Origin of the sequence: Haematobacter sp. (assembly GCF_032102465.1) — a bacterium.
GTDB lineage: Bacteria > Pseudomonadota > Alphaproteobacteria > Rhodobacterales > Rhodobacteraceae > Haematobacter.
In genome coordinates, this window is the sequence record NZ_DAMDHB010000001.1 from 67,591 (window position 1) to 89,664 (window position 22,074).

At 62.2% G+C, this 22,074-nt stretch carries 16 protein-coding genes, 1 tRNA gene and 2 pseudogenes; 15 read left to right on the top strand and 4 right to left on the bottom strand.

Going from position 1 to position 22,074, the window contains the following annotated elements:
- Positions 1 to 7: 7 nt before the first annotated feature.
- Positions 8 to 544 (bottom strand): dihydrofolate reductase family protein, encoded by a 537-nt coding sequence (locus RT513_RS00335; RefSeq protein ID WP_218821864.1) that lies wholly within the window; start codon positions 542 to 544, stop codon positions 8 to 10.
- 340 nt (positions 545 to 884) lie between these two features.
- Here RT513_RS00335 and RT513_RS00340 point away from each other — a divergent pair, with 340 nt between their 5' ends.
- The 9 genes and pseudogenes from RT513_RS00340 to RT513_RS20770 all read left to right on the top strand — a co-directional run.
- Positions 885 to 1,496 (top strand): YitT family protein, encoded by a 612-nt coding sequence (locus tag RT513_RS00340; RefSeq protein WP_290689362.1) that lies wholly within the window; start codon positions 885 to 887, stop codon positions 1,494 to 1,496.
- 255 nt (positions 1,497 to 1,751) lie between these two features.
- Positions 1,752 to 3,068: a phage integrase central domain-containing protein gene (locus RT513_RS00345; protein ID WP_290689364.1), complete on the top strand. Its 1,317-nt coding sequence runs from the start codon at positions 1,752 to 1,754 to the stop codon at positions 3,066 to 3,068.
- Positions 3,068 to 4,249, top strand: a complete 1,182-nt coding sequence (locus tag RT513_RS00350; protein ID WP_290689366.1) for a hypothetical protein — start codon at positions 3,068 to 3,070, stop codon at positions 4,247 to 4,249. Before RT513_RS00345 ends, RT513_RS00350 begins: the two co-directional genes overlap by 1 nt.
- 106 nt (positions 4,250 to 4,355) lie before the next feature.
- Positions 4,356 to 4,541 (top strand): helix-turn-helix transcriptional regulator, encoded by a 186-nt coding sequence (locus RT513_RS00355; protein ID WP_290689367.1) that lies wholly within the window; start codon positions 4,356 to 4,358, stop codon positions 4,539 to 4,541.
- Between the two features lie 220 nt (positions 4,542 to 4,761).
- Positions 4,762 to 4,923 carry a hypothetical protein gene (locus tag RT513_RS00360; RefSeq protein ID WP_290689369.1) on the top strand — a complete coding sequence of 54 codons (162 nt, stop codon included), beginning with the start codon at positions 4,762 to 4,764 and terminating at the stop codon, positions 4,921 to 4,923.
- Positions 4,920 to 5,201 carry a hypothetical protein gene (locus RT513_RS00365; RefSeq protein WP_290689371.1) on the top strand — a complete coding sequence of 94 codons (282 nt, stop codon included), beginning with the start codon at positions 4,920 to 4,922 and terminating at the stop codon, positions 5,199 to 5,201. Before RT513_RS00360 ends, RT513_RS00365 begins: the two co-directional genes overlap by 4 nt.
- A 64-nt stretch (positions 5,202 to 5,265) precedes the next feature.
- Complete coding sequence (locus RT513_RS00370; protein ID WP_290689373.1) at positions 5,266 to 6,147, top strand: toprim domain-containing protein; 882 nt, start codon at positions 5,266 to 5,268, stop codon at positions 6,145 to 6,147.
- On the top strand, positions 6,144 to 7,664 hold the full coding sequence (locus RT513_RS00375) for a YfjI family protein (RefSeq protein WP_290689375.1): 1,521 nt from the start codon (positions 6,144 to 6,146) through the stop codon (positions 7,662 to 7,664). The genes RT513_RS00370 and RT513_RS00375 overlap by 4 nt, the downstream gene beginning before the upstream one ends.
- 384 nt (positions 7,665 to 8,048) lie before the next feature.
- Positions 8,049 to 8,165 (top strand): annotated as a pseudogene (locus RT513_RS20770) (helix-turn-helix domain-containing protein); the annotation flags it as partial.
- An 8-nt stretch (positions 8,166 to 8,173) separates the two neighbouring features.
- On the opposite strand, the gene RT513_RS00380 reads toward RT513_RS20770, so the two are convergent.
- Positions 8,174 to 8,296, bottom strand: a complete 123-nt coding sequence (locus RT513_RS00380) for a hypothetical protein (protein WP_313533473.1) — start codon at positions 8,294 to 8,296, stop codon at positions 8,174 to 8,176.
- Positions 8,297 to 8,381: 85 nt separating this feature from the next.
- Between RT513_RS00380 and RT513_RS00385 the strand changes: the two are divergent.
- Together RT513_RS00385 and RT513_RS00390 are read left to right on the top strand one after the other, a co-directional pair.
- Positions 8,382 to 8,579: pseudogene (locus RT513_RS00385) on the top strand (HGGxSTG domain-containing protein); the annotation flags it as partial.
- Positions 8,580 to 9,721: 1,142 nt separating this feature from the next.
- Positions 9,722 to 14,593, top strand: a complete 4,872-nt coding sequence (locus RT513_RS00390; protein ID WP_290689378.1) for a type ISP restriction/modification enzyme — start codon at positions 9,722 to 9,724, stop codon at positions 14,591 to 14,593.
- Positions 14,594 to 14,922: 329 nt separating this feature from the next.
- Here the strand turns inward: RT513_RS00390 and RT513_RS00395 are convergent.
- A tRNA-Ser gene (locus tag RT513_RS00395) sits at positions 14,923 to 15,012 on the bottom strand.
- Positions 15,013 to 15,200: 188 nt separating this feature from the next.
- On the opposite strand from RT513_RS00395, the gene RT513_RS00400 reads away from it, so the two are divergent.
- From RT513_RS00400 to RT513_RS00415, 4 genes are read left to right on the top strand one after another with little or no spacing between them, the layout of a single operon-like run.
- Positions 15,201 to 16,754: a glucan biosynthesis protein gene (locus RT513_RS00400; RefSeq protein ID WP_290689380.1), complete on the top strand. Its 1,554-nt coding sequence runs from the start codon at positions 15,201 to 15,203 to the stop codon at positions 16,752 to 16,754.
- Positions 16,738 to 16,932 (top strand): hypothetical protein, encoded by a 195-nt coding sequence (locus RT513_RS00405; RefSeq protein WP_143413103.1) that lies wholly within the window; start codon positions 16,738 to 16,740, stop codon positions 16,930 to 16,932. Before RT513_RS00400 ends, RT513_RS00405 begins: the two co-directional genes overlap by 17 nt.
- A gap of 7 nt (positions 16,933 to 16,939) precedes the next feature.
- Positions 16,940 to 18,739, top strand: a complete 1,800-nt coding sequence (gene mdoH / locus RT513_RS00410; protein ID WP_290689383.1) for a glucans biosynthesis glucosyltransferase MdoH — start codon at positions 16,940 to 16,942, stop codon at positions 18,737 to 18,739.
- A gap of 50 nt (positions 18,740 to 18,789) precedes the next feature.
- Positions 18,790 to 19,980, top strand: coding sequence for an AI-2E family transporter (locus RT513_RS00415; RefSeq protein ID WP_313533434.1), 1,191 nt, complete (start codon positions 18,790 to 18,792; stop codon positions 19,978 to 19,980).
- On the opposite strand, the gene RT513_RS00420 is transcribed toward RT513_RS00415, so the two are convergent.
- Entirely contained in the window at positions 19,970 to 21,895 is a 1,926-nt protein-coding gene (locus RT513_RS00420; protein WP_290689387.1) for a potassium transporter Kup, read from the bottom strand. The two genes, RT513_RS00415 and RT513_RS00420, sit on opposite strands and share 11 nt — an antisense overlap.
- Positions 21,896 to 22,074 lie beyond the last annotated feature (179 nt).

Consider the following 22,074-nt stretch of genomic DNA (forward strand, 5'->3'; position numbering starts at 1 on the left):
CAAAAAATTACCCGACACTGTAAACGGATTGCACGAAGCCGTTCGGCCAGCTTCTCGTGGCTTCATGCCGAAGCGCGATCTCTCCGGTATCGCAGAAAAGCGGGATGCCATCTCCAAGCAGGATCGGCAGCCGGGTAATGGTCATCTGCTCGATCAGCCCCGCTCGCAGAAAGGCCGAGACAACCGCCCCCCCGTCCACATAGACGCGCCTTGCCCCCTGCCGGCCGAGTTCCTCCATGACAGTAAGGGGATCCCGGTCCCGTATCGCCACCCTTCCGCCCGTATCGCAGGCGCGGCAAGGGGGCAGCGTGCGGCTCAGCACCGTCACCGGCTTATCGTAGGGCCACGCCCCGAAGCTCAGAACCTTCTCGTAGCTCTTGCGGCCCAGAACAAGCGCGTCAACCCGCGCCATGAGTTCGGAATAGCCGAAATCCTCTCCCTCCGGGAGCGGGCAGCTCGTTAACCACGAAACATCTCCATCGGGTCGGGCGATGTAGCCATCCAACGAGGTGGCGATAAAGACTTCCCCTTCGGGCATTTCCATGGTGGGTCTCCTTGATCCACCCTATGTCGGTTCGCTCCCCCCGCTTCGCAAGGCCGTGGCCCGGTCACGTCTCCCCTGCGGGTCAAAGCCGACACACCCTCCTCCCTGCCGAACCGCCCTACCCCGCCCCAAAACGGTTGCCGGCAGATTGGTTTCCGCAGCTGAACAGCCACGCGTCATGAGGCGCGAGATAGCCTTCGCTTGGCAATACAGGAACCGGTGCGCCCCCGCATTGCCGGTGCATCCCCTGCATTGATTGTCTTCCCTCCTGCAATCCGCAACGCAGGAGGCCACGAAATTAGCGCTGGAAAGCCTTTCGCCGTCGCGGCATCACTTCGCCATGAGCCAAACCGACAAACCGACCCGCCACACCGGCTTCGAGGACGCGCAAGGGATCGCCTTCGGCACCATGATGTGTGCCTTGGGCATTCAGTTTCTGGCCTTCCACGGTTTCATGACCGGTCAGACCGCGGGTCTTGCCCTGCTCATAAGCTATGCGACAGGCTGGGGGTTCGGGCCGGTTTTCTTTTTGATAAACCTGCCGTTCTATTGGCTCGGATACCGTAGAATCGGGCTGTCTTTCACGTTGAAGAGCTTTGCTTCGGTCGCGCTCATGTCCGTGCTTGCCGCGCTCTTCCCTCACTATCTCAGCTTCGAGATGCTGTCGGAGCCGCTGGCGGCGGTTCTCTTCGGCTGCACCACCGGCGCAGGACTGCTGGCGCTTTTCCGTCACGGCTCCAGCCTTGGTGGCGTGGGGGTGGTCGCGCTCTATCTGCAGGACAGCACGGGTGTCCGCGCGGGCTGGGTCCAGATGGGTTTCGACGTGGCGCTTTTCGCCGTCGCCCTGTGGTGGGTGCCGCTCGACCGGCTGATCTGGTCGGTCTTGGGTGTCGTCGTGGTCAATCTTGTCATCGCCATCAACCACCGCCGTGATCGCTACATCGCGATGTAGGATGTCCCTGCGACGGCTATGAGACATCGCCCTGCGGCATCGCGCAGGCAAATCCCGCGCAGGACGCGATAAGCTCACATCATTTCAGTTGGTTGATGGCGGAGAGAGAGACCGCCATCACAGACTGGCACTCTGTCGCAACCGGAAGTGTTTTATTGAGAAATAACAGGTGTTCGCCTCAGACCTTGTTGCGCTCCTTCGTGTTTTGTAGCATCCAGTATCGATCATATAGGCGGGTAAATTAACGGGTACGGCATGCCGCGAGTCGCGAAGGAGTTGACTGCTCTTGATCTGAAAAGGTTGCGGCACCCTGGATCGGGCGGCAATGCAACCTTCGCCGTGGGCGGTGTTTCAGGTTTGCTGTTGCAGGTCACGCCGAACAATGGTCGGACGTGGCTTTTGCGCGTTCTAGTCGGCGGCCGTCGCCGTGAGATCGGCTTGGGCGGCTTCCCGGATGTGACACTCGCGCAGGCACGGGATAAGGCGAGAGAGGCGAAGGATCAGATCAAACGAGGTATTGATCCGGTTGAGGAGCGCAGAACCGCCCGCGCGGCGCTGGTTGCAGCCCGTCAGCGGGGGCTGAGCTTCGCGGAAGCGGTGGACAAGAGTCTTGCGGCGAAGCTGGACGCGTTCAGGAATGCCAAGCACCGCGACCAATGGCGCAATACCTTACAAACCTATGCCATGCCCGAGATTGGCGCGATGCTCGTGCAGGACATCAGCGTGCAGGACGTGTTGCGAGTGCTGAACCAACCCGCGAACGCCGAGGGTGAAACCCTGTGGCAGGCCAAGACGGAAACCGCGTCGCGCCTGCGCGGGCGGATTGAGGCGGTGTTGTCGTGGGCAACCGTGAGCGGACATCGCACGGGCGACAATCCCGCCCGATGGGCCGGAAACCTCAAGGAGTTGCTGCCTGCGGCGTCCAAGGTGGCAAAGCAGGACAATCAACCCGCCGTGCAGATTGAGGATGCGCCACGGTGGTTCGCAGCGATCCGGGCACGCGATGGCTTCGGCAGCCGGGCACTGGAGTTTACCGCCCTGACCGCTGCCCGATCGCGCGAGGTGCGTGGAGCACGCTGGGATGAGATTGACATCGTGGCGGGAATCTGGACCATCCCGGCCGCACGCATGAAAATGGACCGCGAACATCGGGTGCCCCTCTCGCCAGCGGCCATGACGATGCTTGAGGCATTGCCACGCCTCGAAGACAATCCGTTGGTGTTTCCCGCCCCACGTGGTGGGGAGATGTCCGATATGACGCTGAGCGCCGCCATGAAGCGGCTTCATGCTGCCGATTTGGCGACGGGCGGTTCTGGTTTCGAGGATCGGGTGAGCAACCGGCCAGCAGTTCCGCACGGGCTGCGCAGCACGTTCCGAGACTGGGTGGCTGAACGCACGCATTTTCCCGGCGACATGGCCGAAGTGGCCCTGGCCCATAGGGTCGGGAACGCCGTCGAGGCGTCTTACCGCCGGGGCGACATGATCGAGAAACGCCGCACGATGATGGCGGCTTGGGCGGATTACCTGACCGGAGAGGACCGGACAGGGGCGAAGGTTGTGAGGATCGGTTAGTGGAAATTTATGTACGCGCGGAGCTGCCCGATACCTGTTACATCCACGAAGCGGCGCACTGGATAGCATTCGGCCTAGTTCCGGCTTTTTCGCAAACCGGAGCAATCGGAGCGCGCATCGATATCCGTAGTGACGTGGAAGAACATTTGGACTGGGGTGAAGCTCTGATTTCTCCCTCGCTCATCAATGCGGCAGACAGGGAGTTGCAAGATGCATGGTATCGCATCGAAGGGAGCACGGAGGCGGAGATTTCTCGTCACATCTCGCTGCTGGAAAGCTGGCGGGCTAATCAGGGGCCTCATCTCGAGGGAAAGGACGAACAGGAAGTCGTCAACGTAGATGCTATCCTCGAGGAGGAAAGAGAGGCACTCAATGTAGCTCGTTGGGTCACACCCCGGCTGTCAGAGATGGAAAGGCATCTTGATGTTGCGCAGGCGAAGCTCTTTTGCGCCTTCGCCGAAGGTCAGCTGAATGCTATTGGTGTCCAGGCGTGGCGTTCAGCTCATGTTACTCAGAGCATCCGAAACAATCACATGCCTGAGTCCGAGGAAGATACCCCAAACGCTTGCTCTGTTGAAGGGCGCTTCCATGAAAGTAACAGCAGTGAAGCTCGCGACGACGATCTCGTCGCTGAATCGGTAAGTGAAGATGCTGGTGGGGAAACCGAGGAGCTGACTGACACGGACGACGCGGGGGATATCCTCGGAGAGCTTCGACCCGTTCCGGTAGATGCTTGGCGTGCGGCAAGGATCGACTGGTCCAAAGCTAACTTGTCTGTTCCGGACGATGATCTCGGTTGGATCGGAGTGCAGGTTGATCTCTGCGATTTGTTGGCTCTTTTTCCACGTTCCCATCTGGAAGCGCAGGTAATCTCCGGCATCGTCAGCGGTGTGGCGCTGATCGTTGATGACGAAAGTGGCAAAAGTGCGACGCTCGGTAAGGCGCCAAGGGGACGCCGGCGCAAGGGTGGCGGAGCTGTCGAGCAGGCTGTTCAGGACGAGTTTGCCGAGCGTCTCGCGTCAGGGCAGCTACCTGAGAAAGCTGAAGGGGTGTGGCAAGAGGTTATGGACTGGGCAAAGAAGGCCTTGGGAGAGGAAATAAGCAGGTCGACTGCGCAACGCTATCTCGCCCCCATTCTTCATGCCCATAAAGAAGCCCAGAAATCCAACCTAGAAGGCTGATCGTTACGGGCGTCTTTTACGGGCTATTTGGGCCGGCTTTGCTGTTCCGATCCACGATATTGCGTTGCATGTGGCTGCTAATCGCAACCCGTTGGAGTGCAAATCCGTGGCCGAGATCTACTTTTCCGATGTTCAGCTTTCCGTCCGCTATGGCGTTCACCGCACGACGCCGTGGCGGTGGGTCAAGAGTGATCCGACCTTTCCCCAGCCGGTGAAACTGTCGCCCCAATGCTCGCGCTGGAAGCTTTCCGAGATCGAAGCCTGGGAAGCGCGGCGCGCCGGCGCTGCTTAACAATCCATCACCCCGAGGAACGGGGTGGCGGTGCTTGTCTTTTGGGGCGGCTAGAACGACCCAAAGATCGCCCACCATACCCGGCCTCTAAAATGAGACCGACGTGGCATATCCTCCATTTACCTCAGACAAAAATTCCTCTCCTGATCAGAAAGGATGTAGGGCCCCAGCGCAAATTGGCACACTTTTCAAAGACACCCACGAGGAAATCCGTTTCACGGTGGAAACTGTCAACGGCCTGGAATGGGTGCGTCCCTGTCTCTGGCATCGCGACGCGAAGGACAAATTCCGCCCCAGCAAGGCGGAGACCGCCTTTCGCCCGGACCTGCTGGGCGAGCTTCTGAACGCGCTGCGCGAAGCACGCAAGGCGGTGCTCCAGTGAGCGCGGATATCGATCCCGTCAACGTCGAGCTTTTGGCTGGCGCGGCCTCCATCGTGCTTTTCGCACGCAAACTCATCGCAGCGAACGACCCCACGAATGCCGACAAGGTCGAACAGCTGCATGACGTGCTGTTTGAAGCCCTCGCCGTGGCGGGTGGCTCGCTTCTTGAGCTGTCGGACCGGCTGGGATGCGAGGCGGAAGTGAAAGCCCGCATCTTCGAAGGACAGGAGCGGGTGATGGCCTATCAGGCCTGTCAGGGTTTGGGAGGACGGGCGTGACCGACCTTCAGTTTCTGATGCTGCTGGCTCTGCTCATCGGGCTGGCATCGTGCGGGGGGTTTCGGTGACAGAGGCCCAGCGCATCACGGCAGCGCTGCGAGGACGCTGGCACGGCCGCTACGGCTTGGCCTGCTGCCCGGCACATGGCGACCGCCACCCCAGCCTCACGCTGGCAGACGGCCCGTCCGGGCGGCTGCTGGCCCACTGCAAGACAGGGTGCAGCTTCGCGGCTGTGCTCGACGCCCTGCGCGGGCTGGGCATCGTGGAGGGCCGCGGCACGGTTCCGCAGACCGATCCGTCCGAGCTGGCCCGCTATCAGGCGGAGCAACGCCGGGAGGCCGAGAAGCGGGAACGTCAGGCGCTCGCCGTCTGGCGCGCGGCGCAACCGATCAGCGGCACGCTGGCCGAAACCTACCTTCGCGGCCGGGGCATCACCTGCGCGCTGCCGGAGAGCCTGCGCTTCCATCCCGCGTGCTGGCATCCGACCGCGCAGCGCCTGCCCGCGCTGGTGGCGATGGTGGAGGGGGCCGACCGTTTCGCGCTGCATCGCACCTATCTGCGCGCCGATGGCAGCGGCAAGGCGGAGGTGAGCCCGGCCAAGGCGATGCTGGGGGCTGTCACCGGAGGCGCCGTGCGAGTCGCTGAGGGCAACGGCGCGCTTGTGGTGGCGGAGGGCATAGAAACCGCCCTCAGCCTCTCCAGCGGACTCCTGCGCGCTCCCGCGACGATCTGGGCCGCGCTCTCCACCTCCGGTCTGACCGGACTGCGCCTGCCGCCCACTCCGGGTCGCCTGACCGTTGCGACGGACGGTGACGCGCCGGGCCGAGCAGCGGGCCATGCACTGGCCGAACGCGCCGCCGCCCTTGGCTGGACCGTCAGCCTGCTTCCCGCGCCGGAGGGGCGCGACTGGAACGACATTCTCACCATGAAAGGGGCCGCTGCATGAACGCGCCCGGCATCACTCCGGCTTTCGCGGCCGAACCCATCCCCTTCAAGGCCGAAGGACCGCAACCCCTCCTGCGGGAAATTCCTCCCGGCAAACCCTATCCCGTCGCAGCGCTCGGTCCGCTCGCGGCGGCCGTGGCGGCGGTGCAGGATGTGACACAGGCCCCTGTCGGCATCGCCGCGCAGTCGGCGCTCTCTGTCGCCTCTCTGGCGGTGCAGGGCTTCGCCAACGTGGAGACGCTGGGCGGGGATGTGCCGTGTTCGCTGTTCTGCCTGACCATCGCGGAGAGCGGCGAGCGCAAATCCTCCTGCGACCGGCTGCTGATGAAGGGCGTGCGCGACCATGAGCGGGCACAGGCCGACGCCTTCCGGGCCGCATTCTCCGACTTCGAGGTTGCCCGCGAAATCTGGCAGGGCAAGCGCAAGCGGCTGATGACCGAGGCCGCAGCGGCCGACAAGATGAAGGCCACGGCGGCCGAGGCCGATCTGCGCGCCCTTGGGCCGGAGCCCCGCGCGCCGCTCTATCCGAGCCTCACGGCACAGGAACCAACGCTTGAGGGCCTGTTGAAGCTCTACCAGATTGGCCGCCCGGCCTTGGGCCTGTTCTCGGACGAGGCCGGGGGCTTCATCGGCGGCCACGCGATGAACTCGGACAACCGGCTCAAGACCATTGCCGGGCTCTCGCAGCTCTGGAACGGCGACACGGTGAACCGCATCCGCTCCGGGGATGGCGCCAGCGACTATCCCGGCCGCCGTCTCGCCATCCACCTGATGGCACAGCCTATCGCCGCCCGTCCGCTGTTGGCCGACCCGCAGGCATCGGGACAGGGCTTCCTCGCCCGCTTCCTCATCACCGAGCCGCCCAGCGCGATTGGCACCCGGTTGCGGCGGGGGCACAGCGCAGCGAGCGAGATGGCCATTGCTGCCTTCACGGCGCGACTTGGCGTCATTCTCGAAACCCCGATGCCGACCAGAGATAGCCCGCAGGAACTCGCCCCGGCACGCCTGCCGCTGGCGCAGGGGGCCAAGGAATTGCTGTGGCGCTTCTATACCACGGTGGAGACAGCACAGGCGACTGGTGGGAAGATGGAGCATGTCAGGGCCTATGGCTCCAAGGCCGCAGAGCAGGCGGCGCGCATTGCTGGGGTGCTGACGCTCTGGGCCGATCTCGATGCGCCGGAGCTGACGCCGCAGGCGATGGGATGGGGCATCGATCTCGCTCAATTCTACCTGTCGGAAGCGCGCAGGCTGGCCGAGGCGGGACTCGTTTCCGAGGAAACCGCGAAGGCAGAGCGCCTGCGGCAATGGCTCTCGGAAAGCTGGCCGCATGAGGATGTGACGCCATCCGAGATCCTGCACCGGGGACCAAACCCCCTTCGGGAGCGCAAGGCGCTTTCCGGTCCATTGTCCATGCTCGTGAAGGCAGGTCACCTGGTTCAGTTGCCAAGGGGAGCCGAGGTGCGGGGCAAACCCCGGCAGGAAGCATATCGGATTGTAAGGTCGGGCCATGCTGTTTGACGTTCAAGCCGCTCTTGCTGAAATCCTGAGCGAGACACCTGCGCGTTGCGATAGTCGCGATTTCTGCGATTTGGACCGGCCGGAATCGCAAAAATCGCGGAAATCGCAATCGCAGACACCTGCAATCGTAACGCCGCTTGCCGTCCCCTTCGCCCCACCACCCAGCGCTCCGGCCCCTTCGCGAAATGATGACGACATGTTCCGGCATGGCCGATCCATCGCGGGAAACCCGGTCACATGGACAGGTCGCATCATCCGGCTCGATGAATGGCGCAGGCTTTCCGCATGGGACTGCCACGGGCCGGATGGGCGGCACTTCTGCGGCATTTGCCGCGCGTGGGTGCCAGCGGAGGATTTCCCCCGCTGCCATGATGGGGAGGAAATATGACCGGACCGGAGCTTGCCGCCCTCCGCCGCTCTGCCGGGCTGTCCCAAGCCGCTCTGGCCCAACGAGCGGGCGTCGGCCGTCACGCTGTCAGCTATTGGGAGACAAAGGCGAGAGTAGATCCTCAGGCGTTGGCGGTGAGGCGCATGGCCGAGGTGCTGGCGCTTCCCGTCGCGTCGGCTGCCGGCCCCGACCCGTGGGTGGAGAGATCGCGCATCTTGGCGCAGGAGCAGAACGCCGCCCTCATGGCACAGGTAAGGGCATGCCAGGTCCGCGTCGTCTCCGGCCCGCCCAAAGCTCGAACTACCTCCCAGCCGCGCTGCGGGGCTCGCACTCGAAAGGGCACCTCTTGTGCCTGCAAGCCGCAGCCCGGCAAGGCACGCTGCAAGTTCCACGGCGGGCTATCCACCGGAGCCAGAACCCCCGAGGGTCTCGACCGCATCCGCGACGCACAACGGCAAAGGTGGATCCGCTGGCGGCGGGACAAGGCGGAGCTTGGCGGAGTGGAACCTCTGCCGGGTTCGACTTGATAAAACTATATGTCCATGCGCAGCGGTCTCGTCATGGGGTGTTAGGACCCGCGCTTGGTAGTTTGGGCATGCATCCATCCCCAGAGGGTGCCACCATGCGCGAAAATGATCGGGGCGGCCGGAGCGCTCTGACAACATCCGGACGAGTGGATTTGAGCGAATGGGAGCGGCACTCGGGGTCTCATCATCACCCGCAGCATGGCATTGACCAGATGACATCGCTGATCCCCGCATTGAAATCACGCCCAGTCCGCGCAATGCTCACCTCGTCCTCTGCGGAGCGGATGTTCCTCGGCTCGATGCCATCAGCGCCTAGAGCCGCGCCCACCCACATAGCCGCAGAGGACGCCTACAACCGTACCTCCACCGCCGCAGACCGCACGCCCTGTGTGCCGCCGTGGAGTTGACGCACTGAGATTTGTTGACGCCAGTCAGTTGCCAGAGCTACCTTCCGCCTATCCCCGCCATCGCTTCGGGCGTTGGAAAGCAGGGTTCGGGCAGGCCGAGCCGAAATCTTTCGTGGCGGGGTGCTTCCTATGCGCCAAGACGAGCCTGCTCAGCCCGCGTCAACAGGTCTGCCCCCAAACCACCAACGAGCCGTCCCTGCTCCCCCGTTGAAATCTGTGGGGCGGACGGCAATATTCCAACTGGCGGGGCTGAATCCTTCTACCGGCAAGCCCACTGGCCCGTTATCGGGTGATGGCACCGTCGGAGACCGGTCCTCCTCGGATCGTGCACTCCGGGCCCCGCTGCCAGCCGCAGGCAATGATAACTTCTACCGAGTTCCAGGTATCCATGACACCAGCCTACAACCGCTCTGCGAGGGCGGGATGACCTTGCCAGCCTCAGCCACGGCGCAAAGAACGCCGGTTCCCATTTCGCTCGACGATTCGATTGAAACCCCAGCCGCAGCGGTTAATAGTGCCGCTTGCGGGGTTGGGTTCATTCCCCTTCGCGCCGATGTCTCTTGCCCCAGCTTCGACTACTGGAATGCCGAGACTAAGGCGGACCCCGCGACAGGCCTTCATAACGAACGATGATGTCGCCCCTACGCCACGGAGATGTCGCGCTGCTCTCGCACTGGTTGCCCCCTTGCGGTTGAAACCGTAGTTTCGCGCGGTTCCACTAGCCCGGTGACCTAAATGACCTTCTCGCTCGACACCCTTCTCAACCACTATCGGGTATCAGCAACCAGCGAGCGGGATAAGGGCAGCTACTACGAACGCCTCTGCGCGGCCTTTCTGTCTCATGATCCTGTGCAAGCGGAGCAGTACGAAGCCGTATGGACCTGGGCCGATTGGGCAGCGGAGAACGGCTGGAACGGCAAGGACGTGGGGATCGACCTTGTGGCAAAGCTGCGTGGCCATGCTGGCTTTGCCGCGATTCAGTGCAAGTTTTATGGGGCACGTGACAAGATCGCCAAGGCGGACATCGACTCCTTCCTGTCGGCATCTTCCAAAGCGCCGTTCGTGCGCCGGATCGTGATGGATTCGACCGAAGGCGCATGGTCCGAGAATGCCGAGGCGATGCTGATCGGTCAGCTGATCCCTGTCCTCCGCATCGGGTTGGCCGACATGCGTGCCTCGCCAATCCGGTGGGGGCTGTTTGCCGCCAGGCAGGAAGTGGTGCTGGAGGCAAAGAAGGAGATTCGCCCCCATCAGCGTGACGCTCTGGATGCTGTCCGCGCCGGTCTGGCGGAACATGACCGCGGCAAGATCATCATGGCCTGTGGAACCGGCAAGACCTTCACGTCGCTGAAGATTGCCGAAGATTTGGTCGGTGCTGACGGCTCTGTCCAGTTCCTTGTCCCCTCGCTTGCGCTGATGGCGCAGACGGTGCGCGAATGGACGAACGACACCAAAACGCCAATCCGTTCTTTTGCTGTGTGTTCCGACACCCAAGTTGGTAGGCGGCGGCCGGCGAAAGACGATGTCGCCGAAATCAGTCCACTCGACCTCGCATTCCCGGCGACGACCGACGCGGGAAAGCTCGCCACCGGCGTTGCGGACCCAGCGCCCGGCAAGATGACGGTCGTCTTCGCCACATATCAGTCGATCCAGACGGTTTCCGATGCCCAGCTGAAACACAGCATGGGGCGGTTCAATCTCATCATCTGCGACGAGGCTCATCGTACGACCGGGGCGGCGCTCGACGGACAGGAGGAGAGCAACTTCATCCGCGTTCACCGCGACGAGGTGGTGGGCGGCGACAAGCGGCTCTACATGACCGCGACCCCGCGTATTTACGGTGATGGTGCGAAGTCCAAGGCGAGCGATCTGGGCGTGACCCTGGCGACAATGGACGACGAAAGCCTGTTCGGCCCAACGCTTTTCTATCGCGGCTTCGGTTGGGCGGTGCAGGAAGGTCTGCTGACCGACTACAAGGTCATCGTGCTGACCATGGACGAAGGGCTGGTGGCGCGCTCGCTTCAGAAGCGGATCGAGGATCCAACCTCCGGGCTCATTCTGGACGATGCGACACGTATCCTCGGCTGCTACAAGGCGCTGACTAAGATGGACATTCAGTCTGACTTGGGCGCCGATACCCAGCCGATGCGCCGGGCTCTGGCCTTCTGTCGGGACATCAAATCCTCCAAGTTGGTCCAAGACGAGTTCGGCGCCGTGGTTGATGAATATCTCAGCTCGACCGAAGTGCAGAGCCGTGAAGGCGACCTCGCACACCATCACCTCAACTGCGAAATCCAGCATGTCGACGGAACATTCAACGCCAAGTCCCGAGGCGAACTTCTGGATTGGCTGAAGGCCGAAACCGAAGACCAGATCTGCCGGATTCTGACGAACGCCCGCTGCCTCTCCGAAGGCGTGGATGTACCGGCACTGGATGCGATCATGTTCCTGCACCCGCGCAAAAGTCAGATCGACGTGGTGCAATCCGTTGGCCGCGTCATGCGAAGGGCGCCGGGCAAACGGATGGGGTACGTCATCCTGCCGGTCGGTGTTCCGGCCGACAAGACCCCGGAAGAGGCATTGAATGACAACGACAAATACCGTGTTGTCTGGCAGATTCTGAACGCCCTTCGCGCCCATGACGAGCGGTTCGATGCGACTATCAACCAGATGTCGCTTGGTCAGGATGTTTCCGACAGGATCCAGATCATCGGGAGCAAGGAACTGGAATCCGTCACGGCGACGGTTGAAAACCTGCCAAGCCGCCCAGCCGCCGAACGCTCCGGCATCACCGGCTCGGGGCACGACCGCGGTGACGATGATTTCATCATCGAGGATGAAAGCCAGCCTGAACTGCCCGGCATCATCCTTGACGATTTCAGCCGCGCCATCATGGCGAAGATCGTCAAGAAATGCGGCGACCGTGAATACTGGGACCGGTGGGCCGCCAGCCTGCGCGACATTGCCATTGCCCATATCACCCGGCTGGAAGCGATCCTTTCTGTCGAAGGAAGCCACGCGCGGCAGGAGTTCGACCGTTTCCTCGCCGAAATCCGCGACGATTTGAACAGCGGCATTACCGAGGCCGAGGCCATTGAGATGCTGGCCCAGCATATCATCACCCGCCCGGTCTTCGACGCTTTGTTTGAAGGCCATACTTTCACCACGGAAAACCCGGTCTCCTGCGCCATCCAGGGCGTGCTTGATGCACTCGAAAGCGCGCATCTGGAAAAGGAAAGCCGCGACCTCGACGATTTCTATCGCTCTGTCAGGCTCAAGGCGCGGGGCATCACCAACCCGGCCGCCAAACAGGACCTGATCCGCCAGCTTTACGACAACTTCTTCGGCGTGGCCTTCAAGGGCACGCGCGACAAGCTGGGCATTGTCTACACCCCCGTCGAGATAGTCGATTTCATCATCCACTCGGTCAATGACGTGCTGGAGGACGAATTCGGACAAACCCTCGGCTCAAGAGGCGTCCATATCCTCGACCCCTTTACCGGTACGGGCACATTCATCACCCGTCTCCTGCAATCCGGCCTGATCCAGCCCGAGGAACTGGAGCACAAGTTCCGCTACGAACTGCACGCGAACGAGATCGTGCTGTTGGCCTATTACATCGCCGCGATCAACATCGAGTCGATCTACGAAGGCCTCTCGGATAGCTACGCTCCCTTCAATGGCATCCTTCTGACCGACACTTTCGCCATGGGCGAGGGCAAGGACGAGTTGGCGCTGGTCATGCCCGACAACTCGGAACGCCGCCGCCGCCAGCAGGAACTCGACATCCGCGTCATTATGGGCAACCCGCCCTACGCCGTGTCGCACCACGTCAACTACCGGCGCCTCGATGGTCGGATCGGCGAGACCTTTGCCGGACGTTCGACCGCGACCAACAAGAACGCGCTCTACGACAGCTACATCCGCGCGATCCGCTGGGGTGCTGACCGACTGGGTGACAGCGGCGTCATGGCCTATGTGACCAACGGGGGCTGGATCGATGCCAACACCGGCGACGGCATGCGCAAATCCCTGGTCGAGGAATTCTCCTCGATCTACGTTTTCCACCTGCGCGGCAACGCCCGCACCTCCGGCGAACAGCGCCGCAAGGAGAGCGGCAACGTCTTTCAGGAAGGTAGCCGGGCTCCGGTCGCAATCACCCTTTTCATCAAAAACCCCGCTGCTGCGAGGCAGGGGCAGGTCCTCTACCACGACATCGGCGATTACCTCAGCCGCGAGGACAAGCTGAAGATCATCGCCGGTTTCCGCAGCATCCGCGGCATCGGAGCCAAGGGCGGATGGCAGGAGGTGATCCCCGACGCCCACGGCGACTGGCTCAAACAGCGCGACGACAGCGTGGCGGGCTACATCAGCATTGGCCACAAAAAGGACAAGGACGCGAAGGTCCTGTTCGAGAACTATTCGGCCGGGCTGAAGACGCAGCGCGATGCCTGGTGCTTCAATTCCTCTGAATGGCGCCTAAAACAAAACATCCGCCGTACGGTCGATTACTACAACGGCCAGCTTGCCCGATATGCCGCTGCCAAGGCCACCTCATCGGTGGAGGATTTCATCACCCATGCGCCGCACGACGTGTCTTGGACCCGCGCCCTGCGCAATGATTTCGCACGTCTGAAGCCGCTGAACTTTGACGAAGGCCAGATCGTGCCCGCCACCTATCGGCCCTTCTTCCGCCAACACCTCTATTTCAGCCGCCGCCTGAACGAGATGATCTATCAGATGCCTCGCATGTTTCCTAACCCTGACGAGCCCAATCGGGTGATTTCCGTTGCGGGCGTTGGCCATGTCGGTGGCTTTTCAACCCTCATGACGAATCAGATTCCGACACTGGAAATCGCGGCTATGAAGGGTGGCTCCCAATGTTTCCCGCTCACCCTCTACGCGCAAGAAGACCCAGTCGCTGATGATGATCTCTTCTCGGTGATTGAGGAGGTACGGCCGACCTATCGCCCCCGCCACGGCATCACCGACGCCGGACTCGCGCATTTTCAAACCGCCTATCCCGGTGAGGAACTCACCAAGGACGACATCTTCTACTATACCTATGGTCTGCTGCATTCCGAGGACTACCGCCGCCGCTTCGCCGACAACCTGACGAAAGAACTGCCCCGCATTCCTTGCGTGAAGAAGGCAGCCGATTTCCGGGCTTTCGTCGAGGCTGGGCGCCGGCTGGGGGATCTGCATGTTGTCTATGAGAGCGTCGAACCCTATCCGGTGACGATCAAGCAAGGCGATCTGTCGCTCGCGCAGATCGATAACGCGGCGAAGTTCTTCCGCGTCGAGAAGATGACCTTCGGCAAGGGCAAGGATCGTTCGGTGATCCACTACAACGCGAACATCACCCTGACTAACGTCCCGCTGGCCGCCTATGACTACGTCGTGAACGGCAAGCCCGCCATCGACTGGGTGATGGAGCGCCAGGCGGTCCGTGAGGACAAGGACAGCGGCATCGTGAATGACGCCAACGACTACGCCAACGAAACCATCGGCGATGCGCGCTATCCCTTCGACCTGTTGTGCCGTGTTATCACCGTGAGCCTTGAGACGATGAAAATCGTGCGCGCCCTACCTCCGCTGGAGATTTGAAGACCAATCCGCGAGGCTCCCCATCTTTCAGCCAGAAGCCCAAGAAGCAATAGGCATAATTTCTCACACGAAGTGCTCTTACTGATCAAATTCGAGAGGTGATGGCGGGCGCGAAGCCGCGGATGTGTGTATCCTGCCCTGAATTCGCGAAATTCACGCCAAGAACCCGAGCGTCTCCCTCGTAGGCGAGGAGGCCTCCTTCTCGCCGGTTTGAGTTCCCTTCAATCGCGGCACTGCATCCCGTTGCATCCAAGCGCAATGCGTTTGGCGGGCATCATGGCGGGTAAATCCGTCATGCCGTCAAAAAATGACACAATATCAATGATGTATGGCGGAGAGAGAGGGATTCGAACCCTCGAGACGGTTCCCCGCCTACACACTTTCCAGGCGTGCGCCTTCGACCACTCGGCCACCTCTCCGTGGCGGGCTTCCTAACGCGGGTTTTGGTCGGGGGCAAGGGGGTCTGAACAGAGTATTGCGGTTCCCCGCTCAGGGTGAGGCGCATAATCATCACTTCACCGCAAGTCCCTTGGTCTGCGTAGAAATGCCGCTTTTCCTTCGGCAAACTTCCTCTAAATAGCATGGATCGTCTAATCGAAGGTGGGTCATGCGGCGCAGGCAATTTCTTCTTACCGGTCTTTCCGTAAGCGCCCTTGCCGCCATTGCTCCGCTCCGCATTTCCGCGCAGACGGCCGACTTCTTCGACGCGTTGACGCAGGAAATGCAGGCGCTCGTTAACCAGCCCTATCAGCGGAACGAACTTACGTTGCCCGAGCCGTTCTCGACGCTCGGATATGACGGCTATCGTCAGGTGCAGGCGGATCCCGCGCGGGCCATCTGGGCGGGTCAGGCCCTGTTCACGCTGAACGCCTTCTCTCTCGGCTGGCTTTATGATGAGCCGGTGACGATTGCCCTGCTCGAAGGCGGGGAGCGGCGGGAGCTTTCCTTCACCTCGCAGGACTTCCTCTATCACGCGCCGCTCGACCGGGCGCCTTTCGATGCAGTGAACCCCTTCCCCGGTATCGCCGGACTGAAGATCAACTACCCGCTGAATTCTCCCGAAATCTGGGATGAGTTGCTGACGTTTCTGGGGGCCAGCTACTTCCGCGCGCTGGGACAAGGGTCGTCCTATGGCACCTCCGCGCGCGGCATTGCCATCGACACGGCAGCGGGCAAGCCGGAGGAGTTTCCTCGCTTCACCCGGTTCTACGTCGTCCCGCCCGGCCAGTTCGATTCGTCGATCACCATCTACGCCCAGCTCGAAGGGCCAAGCGTCACCGGCGCGTATCGCTTCATCACCCGCCCCGGCAAGGACACGACCATGGACGTGACCGCGCGCATCTTCGTGCGGCGCGACGTCTCGCGGCTGGGCATCGCGCCGCTCACCTCGATGTTCCTCTACGGCGGGCCGAATCGTGCCGCTTTTGACGATTATCGCGAGCGTGTGCATGACAGCGAGGGATTGAAGATCATCCGTGCCAGCGGAGAGGAAGTCTGGCGCAACCTGAACAATCCGGCGCAATTGGCGGCTTCCTTCTACAAGGAGGAAAACCCCCGCGCCTTCGGCCTCATGCAGCGCAGCCGTCGTTTCGAGGATTATGCCGATGCGGAGGCGCATTACGAAAAGCGCCCCTCCGTTCTGGTGGAGCCGTCCGGGCAATGGGGCGTGGGCCACATCTGCCTGATCGAGATCCCGACAAAGCGGGAGGTCAACGACAACATCGTCTGCTTCTGGATGCCGGAAGCGCCCGCAACCGCGGGTTCGGCGGTCGAGTTCAGCTATCGGCTGGTGTGGGGCGACATCGCCGAATCGAGCACGCGATTCGCGCGCGTCATCACCTTCAGTTCAGGCCATTCCGGGACATCCGGCTCCGATCCGACAACGGGAGAGCGGAAATTTGTGGTGGATTTCGAAGGCCCCTATCTGGACCGCCTGCTCGACCTCGATTCCGTCGCCGCGAACACGTCAATTTTTAATGGAGAATTTGTCCACACGGACTTGAAGAAAGTCGCGGGAGAGGACATCTGGCGGTTCGTTGCCGACGTGAAGAGTACGGCAAGCAATCCTGTGGAACTGTCGGTATATTTGAGCGTTGGCGGTCGTCGTCTGACCGAAACCTGGAGCTATCAGTGGAGACCTGGAGATGAATCGCCTCACTGACATCGCTGCTGCGAGGGTCATGGAAGTGAGTGACGCAGCTGGCACGCTCGCGCTCGATGACCGGTTGCCGCCGGCGGCGCCGATGATCATGCCGGTGCAGGTTCTGGAGCGCTCCTCCTCCTGGTTCGGGCTGCTGCGCGCCAGGTTCGCCCAGTCTGGCGGCCGGCGACTGACCTGATCTCCCCATGATATTGCGGACCGTCCTCTTTCTGGCGAGCCTTGTGTTGGCCGGAACAGCCGTATGGCTTGGCCTCAACGTCTTTTTTGCCGACGGGCGGGACGGAACGGATTATGTCAGGATCGCCCTGCTCGGCCTGACCACCTGGTGGATCGCCTGGGGCGCGATGCTCGGCATGAGCGGCGTGTTCATGAGCAGTCATATCCGCCGTGCGCGGACGACCGGCCCGCTGACCACGCGCACAGCGATCCTGCTTCCGGTTTACAACGAACCTCCTGAAAAGCCCTTTTCCCATGCTGCGGCGATGATCGAGAGCTTGGAGGCCACCGGCCTTCATGGCGCTTTCGAACTTGCGATCGTCTCGGATACCACCCGCGCCGCGATAGGGGCGGAGGAAGAGGCGTGGTTCGAAAAGCTGCGCGGCGGCTGGGGGCATATCCTGCCGGTCTATTACCGCCGCCGGACAGACAATACCGGCAAGAAGGCGGGCAACATCGCGGAGTTCATCCGCCGCTTTGGCGGACGGTACGATTTCCTCATCATTCTCGATGCGGACAGCCTGATGGAAGGCGAGACGCTGGTCGAGATGGTGCGACGCATGGAGGCCGAGCCGAAGCTCGGGCTGCTTCAGACCCTGCCGAAGATCATCCGCTCGCGGTCGTTCTTTGGCCGGGTTCTGCAATTCTCCGCTGCGTTCTTTTCGCCGATCTTCACCCGTGGCGTCGCGGCGCTTCAGGGGCGCGAGGGGCCGTTCTGGGGCCACAATGCCATCACGCGCACCACGGCATTCGCGGAAAGCTGCGGCCTGCCAGAGCTCAAGGGCAAGCCGCCGTTCGGGGGCCATATCCTCAGCCACGACTATGTGGAGGCCGCCCTCCTCGCGCGCGCGGGCTGGATCGTGCGGGTCGATCCCGACATCGGCGGCTCCTATGAGGAAGCACCCGACAACATCCTCGATTATGCCAAGCGCGACCGCCGCTGGGCACAGGGCAACCTTCAGCATTCGCGCCTGCTCGCCGTGCCCGGCCTGAAGATGTGGAGCCGGTTCGTATTCTTTCAGGGCATCATGGCCTACCTCGCCTCCTCCCTCTGGGGCGTATTCCTGATCGCGACCATTCTGGCACCGATTCTGGCCGCGCCCTTTGAGTTCTTTCCTGACTCGGCGCTCGGCGTTCCGCAGTTTCCGATCAGTGAGTCCACACGCGCCATTCTGTTGCTGCTGCTTGTCCTGGGGCTTCTTCTTGGGCCGAAGCTGCTCATCGCGCTTCGATCCATCTTCGATGGGCGCGCCCGGCAATTCGGCGGTGCCTTTGCATGCCTGGCAAGTGTCATCATTGAAATCCTGTGGTCGAGCCTGATCGCCCCGCTCATGCTGGCCTTCCAGACCCGCTCCGTCATCGAGATCCTTACCGGAGCAGACGGCGGCTGGCCGGTTGCAGATCGGGAGGCGCAGGCGATCCCGCTCTCAACCGCCTGGAAGGCAAGTTGGTGGATCACCGCCACCGGCGCTGTCATCCTCTTCGCGGCATGGAAGTTCACCAATCTTTTCATATGGTTCCTTCCGGTTGGCGGCCCGATGCTCATCGCACCCCTGATCATCGCCTGGTCCTCCGATTCCGGGGAGGGCGCCTCCGCCCGTCGGTTGCGGCTGTTCATGAAGCCCGAGGAACAGCATCCGCGCCCCGTGATGATTCGGCAGCAGGAAATCCTGAATGACTGGCGCCGGGAGGAAATCGCCTCCCCCGGCCCGGATAGCCAAGTGACCGCGCCGCCTGCGGCTGCACTTTCCACTGAACCGACAGGCTGAACACCTTCCCGTGCAGGCCGGAGTTGCCGTTCGGCCTGCAACCCCGCATAGTGGCGCAGACCCACGCCGAGGTTCCGCGCGCCATGCTCAAGACGACACCGCCCGAGGATCAAACCGGCGTCTTCCCCCCCTACCGCCCAAGTCTTGAAGACAGGCTCCGCATCCAGACATGGGCGCTCACCATCATCGCCTTCGGGGTGGCGGTGTTTCTCCTCTGGGTGGGCAGTTCCATTCTCATCTCGCTCGCCTTCGGCATCATCCTTTTCAGCGTGACGACCGCCACCATCGACCGGATCGCGCAACTCAGGCTCGGTCGCTTCTATTTCCCGCGCTGGATTGCAGTGGTGCTCGCGGTGACGCTACTCACCTTCTGCCTCATCCTGCTGGCCGTTGTGGTGGTGAATGAGGTCAACCGGCTGATCACCACCATGCTGCTTTACAGCGATGCGGCCATCAATGCTGTCGCCCGCCTGTTCGCCTGGCTCGGGCCAGAGGCAACCTCGGCGGTTCAGAACGCGATCCAGACGATCAACCTCAACGCCTACCTCCGCTCGATCGCGTTTCAGCTTTCCGGGCTGGTGTCGATCGCGGTGATGACAAGCCTCGTCGTGGGGTTTCTGTTCGCGGAGCAGCACTGGTTCCATGCAAAGCTGCTGAACCTGTTCGCCTCGCCGGAGCGTGCGGCGCGTGCCGCCGCCATCAGCCGCTCCATCATCCGCCGGGTGAACCGCTATCTTCTGGTGAAAAGCGCAGTCAGCCTTGTGACGGGGCTTGAGGTCTATCTGGTGATGCGCGTGGCGGGGCTGGAATTTGCGGGTGCCATGGGGATGCTGACGGTCATCCTGAACTTCATTCCGACCATCGGCTCGCTGGTCGCCTCCATCCTCACCATACTAGCAGTGTTCATCCAGATGCCGGAACCCTGGGTCACCGTGACGGTATCCCTCATCGTGTGCGGCATCCAGTTCGGCAACGGAAATATCATCGAGCCGATCTTCATGGGGCGGACATTGCAGCTTTCCACCTTCTGCATCGTGCTGGCGCTGGCCTTCTGGGGCGCGATATGGGGAATCGCCGGGTTGTTTCTCGCGGTGCCGATGATGGTCGCGGCGATGATCCTCTGCTCCCATATTCCGCCGCTCCGGCCGCTCGCCGTCCTCATGTCGCGCGACGGGCAACCGGACAGCATGTTCGGCGCGGGCGATCCCGCTCCGCTTAACCCCCGGACGGTCAGACGCTGATCCGGGCGCCGATCTCCACAACCCGGTCCCTCGGGAGGTGATAGAACACCGTCGGATCGGCGGAAAATCCGTTCAGCAGGATATATATCCTGTCCAGCAGGAGCGGCATGCCGATACGCGCACCCGGCACATAGCGGCGGCGCCCGAGGAAGAAGGAGGTGCGCATCACCTCAAGCTTCACCCCGTCGATCCGCGAGCGGAACAGGGCACGGCTGACATCAGGCGTCTCCATGAAGCCGAAGCGAAGGGTGACGCGCGCAAACCGGTCGTCGAGATTCTCGTAGGTCAGCCGGTCGTGCTCTGAGACACGCGGCTCCTCCGCCACCAGCACCGTCGTGACGAGGTTGCGGCGATGCAGCACCTTGTTGTGCTTGAGGTTATGCAACAAGGCAGGCGGTGCCGTGGTCGGATCGGAGGTCAGGAAGACCGCGACTCCATCAGCGATATGCACGGAGCTATGCGACATCGAATGGGCAAAACTCTCCAGCGGCACGGCCATCCGATGCTGCCGCTCGAAGGACAGCTGAGAGCCCCGCCACCACGACCACATGACCAGCATGAGCGCCAGCGCCGCCAGCACCGGAACATAGCCGCCATCAAGGATTTTCAGCAGGTTGGAAGTCAGGAAGGAAAGCTCGATCACCGCAACCGGCGCCGCGATCAGCAGCACGACCCATAGCGGCTTGCGCCACCCCTTCACCGCCAGCACCACCGCGAGCGCCGTGGTGACGATCATCGTCCCCGTCACCGCGATCCCATAGGCGGAGGCAAGGCTGCTTGACGAGCCGAACGCCAGCGTAAGCCAGATCACCGCGATGAGCAGCAGCCAGTTCATCGTGGGCACGTAGATCTGGCCGCTTTGTTGCTCGGACGTATGGCGGATCTCGAACCGCGGCAGCAGGCCAAGCTGCACCGCTTGCCGCGTCATGGAAAAAGCGCCGGAAATCACGGCCTGACAGGCGATGACTGTCGCCACCGTCGCCAGCAGCACCAGCGGGATCAGCCCCCAGTCCGGCACCATGAGGAAGAACGGATTACCCAGCGTCTCCGGCCGCGAAATGACCAGCGCTCCCTGCCCGAGATAGTTCAGCACCAACGCCGGCAGCACCACCCAGAGCCAGGCGAAGCGGATCGGCCCGCGTCCGAAGTGCCCCAGATCTGCATAGAGCGCCTCCGCCCCTGTCACCGCCAGAAACACCGCACCCAGCACGAGGAAGGCCGTGAAGCCATGGTCGGTGAGGAAGAACACCGCATGATGCGGGTTCAGCGCCGTGAGCACATGGGGATTGCCGGAGATCTGCCAGATACCGGCTGCTCCCATGGTGATAAACCAGATGAGCGTGATCGGACCGAACCATGCGCCGATCCGCGCCGTGCCGTGTCTCTGCACCATGAAGACGCCGACCAGGATGATGATGGTGATCGGCAGAACGAACGGGGTAAAGCTCGGCGTGATGAGCTCCAACCCCTCCACCGCCGAGAGGACGGAAACCGCGGGCGTGATCATCGCATCGCCGAAAAACAGCGCCGCCCCCATGATACCAAGGATGAAGACCGGAACGGAACGCCGCCCGACCGCCGCCATGGCGAGAGAGAACAGCGCGAGCACACCCCCCTCTCCCCGGTTGTCCACGCGGAGAAGGAACACCACGTATTTGCCGGTGACGATCAGGAACAAGGCCCAGACGAGCAGGGAGACGACGCCCAGCACTTCTTCATTCGTCAGCCCGTCGCTCGCCGCGTGGTGCAGCGCTTCCCGCATGGCATAGAGCGGGCTTGTGCCGATATCCCCATAGACAACGCCGATGGAACCGAGCGCGAGCTTCAGAAAGCCCTCGCGGCCCCGTGATCCATGGGATGACGCATCATCCACCGGTTCCGGGGAGCTTGGCCGGGAAGAGGGCGTATCAGTCATGTGAGGTTGTCTATCCGGGAGTGGTGTGCTGGCCCGATGCACATTCGATCCGCAAGGATCGCCATGGCGTTTTCACCTTGTGGGCATGGCCCGTTGCACTGAACGGTCCATACCGCCCTTCGGTGAATCATGCGTGGAGAGGCGGCTGGAGTCAAGCACCGCCGCCCCGGTTCCAGCGT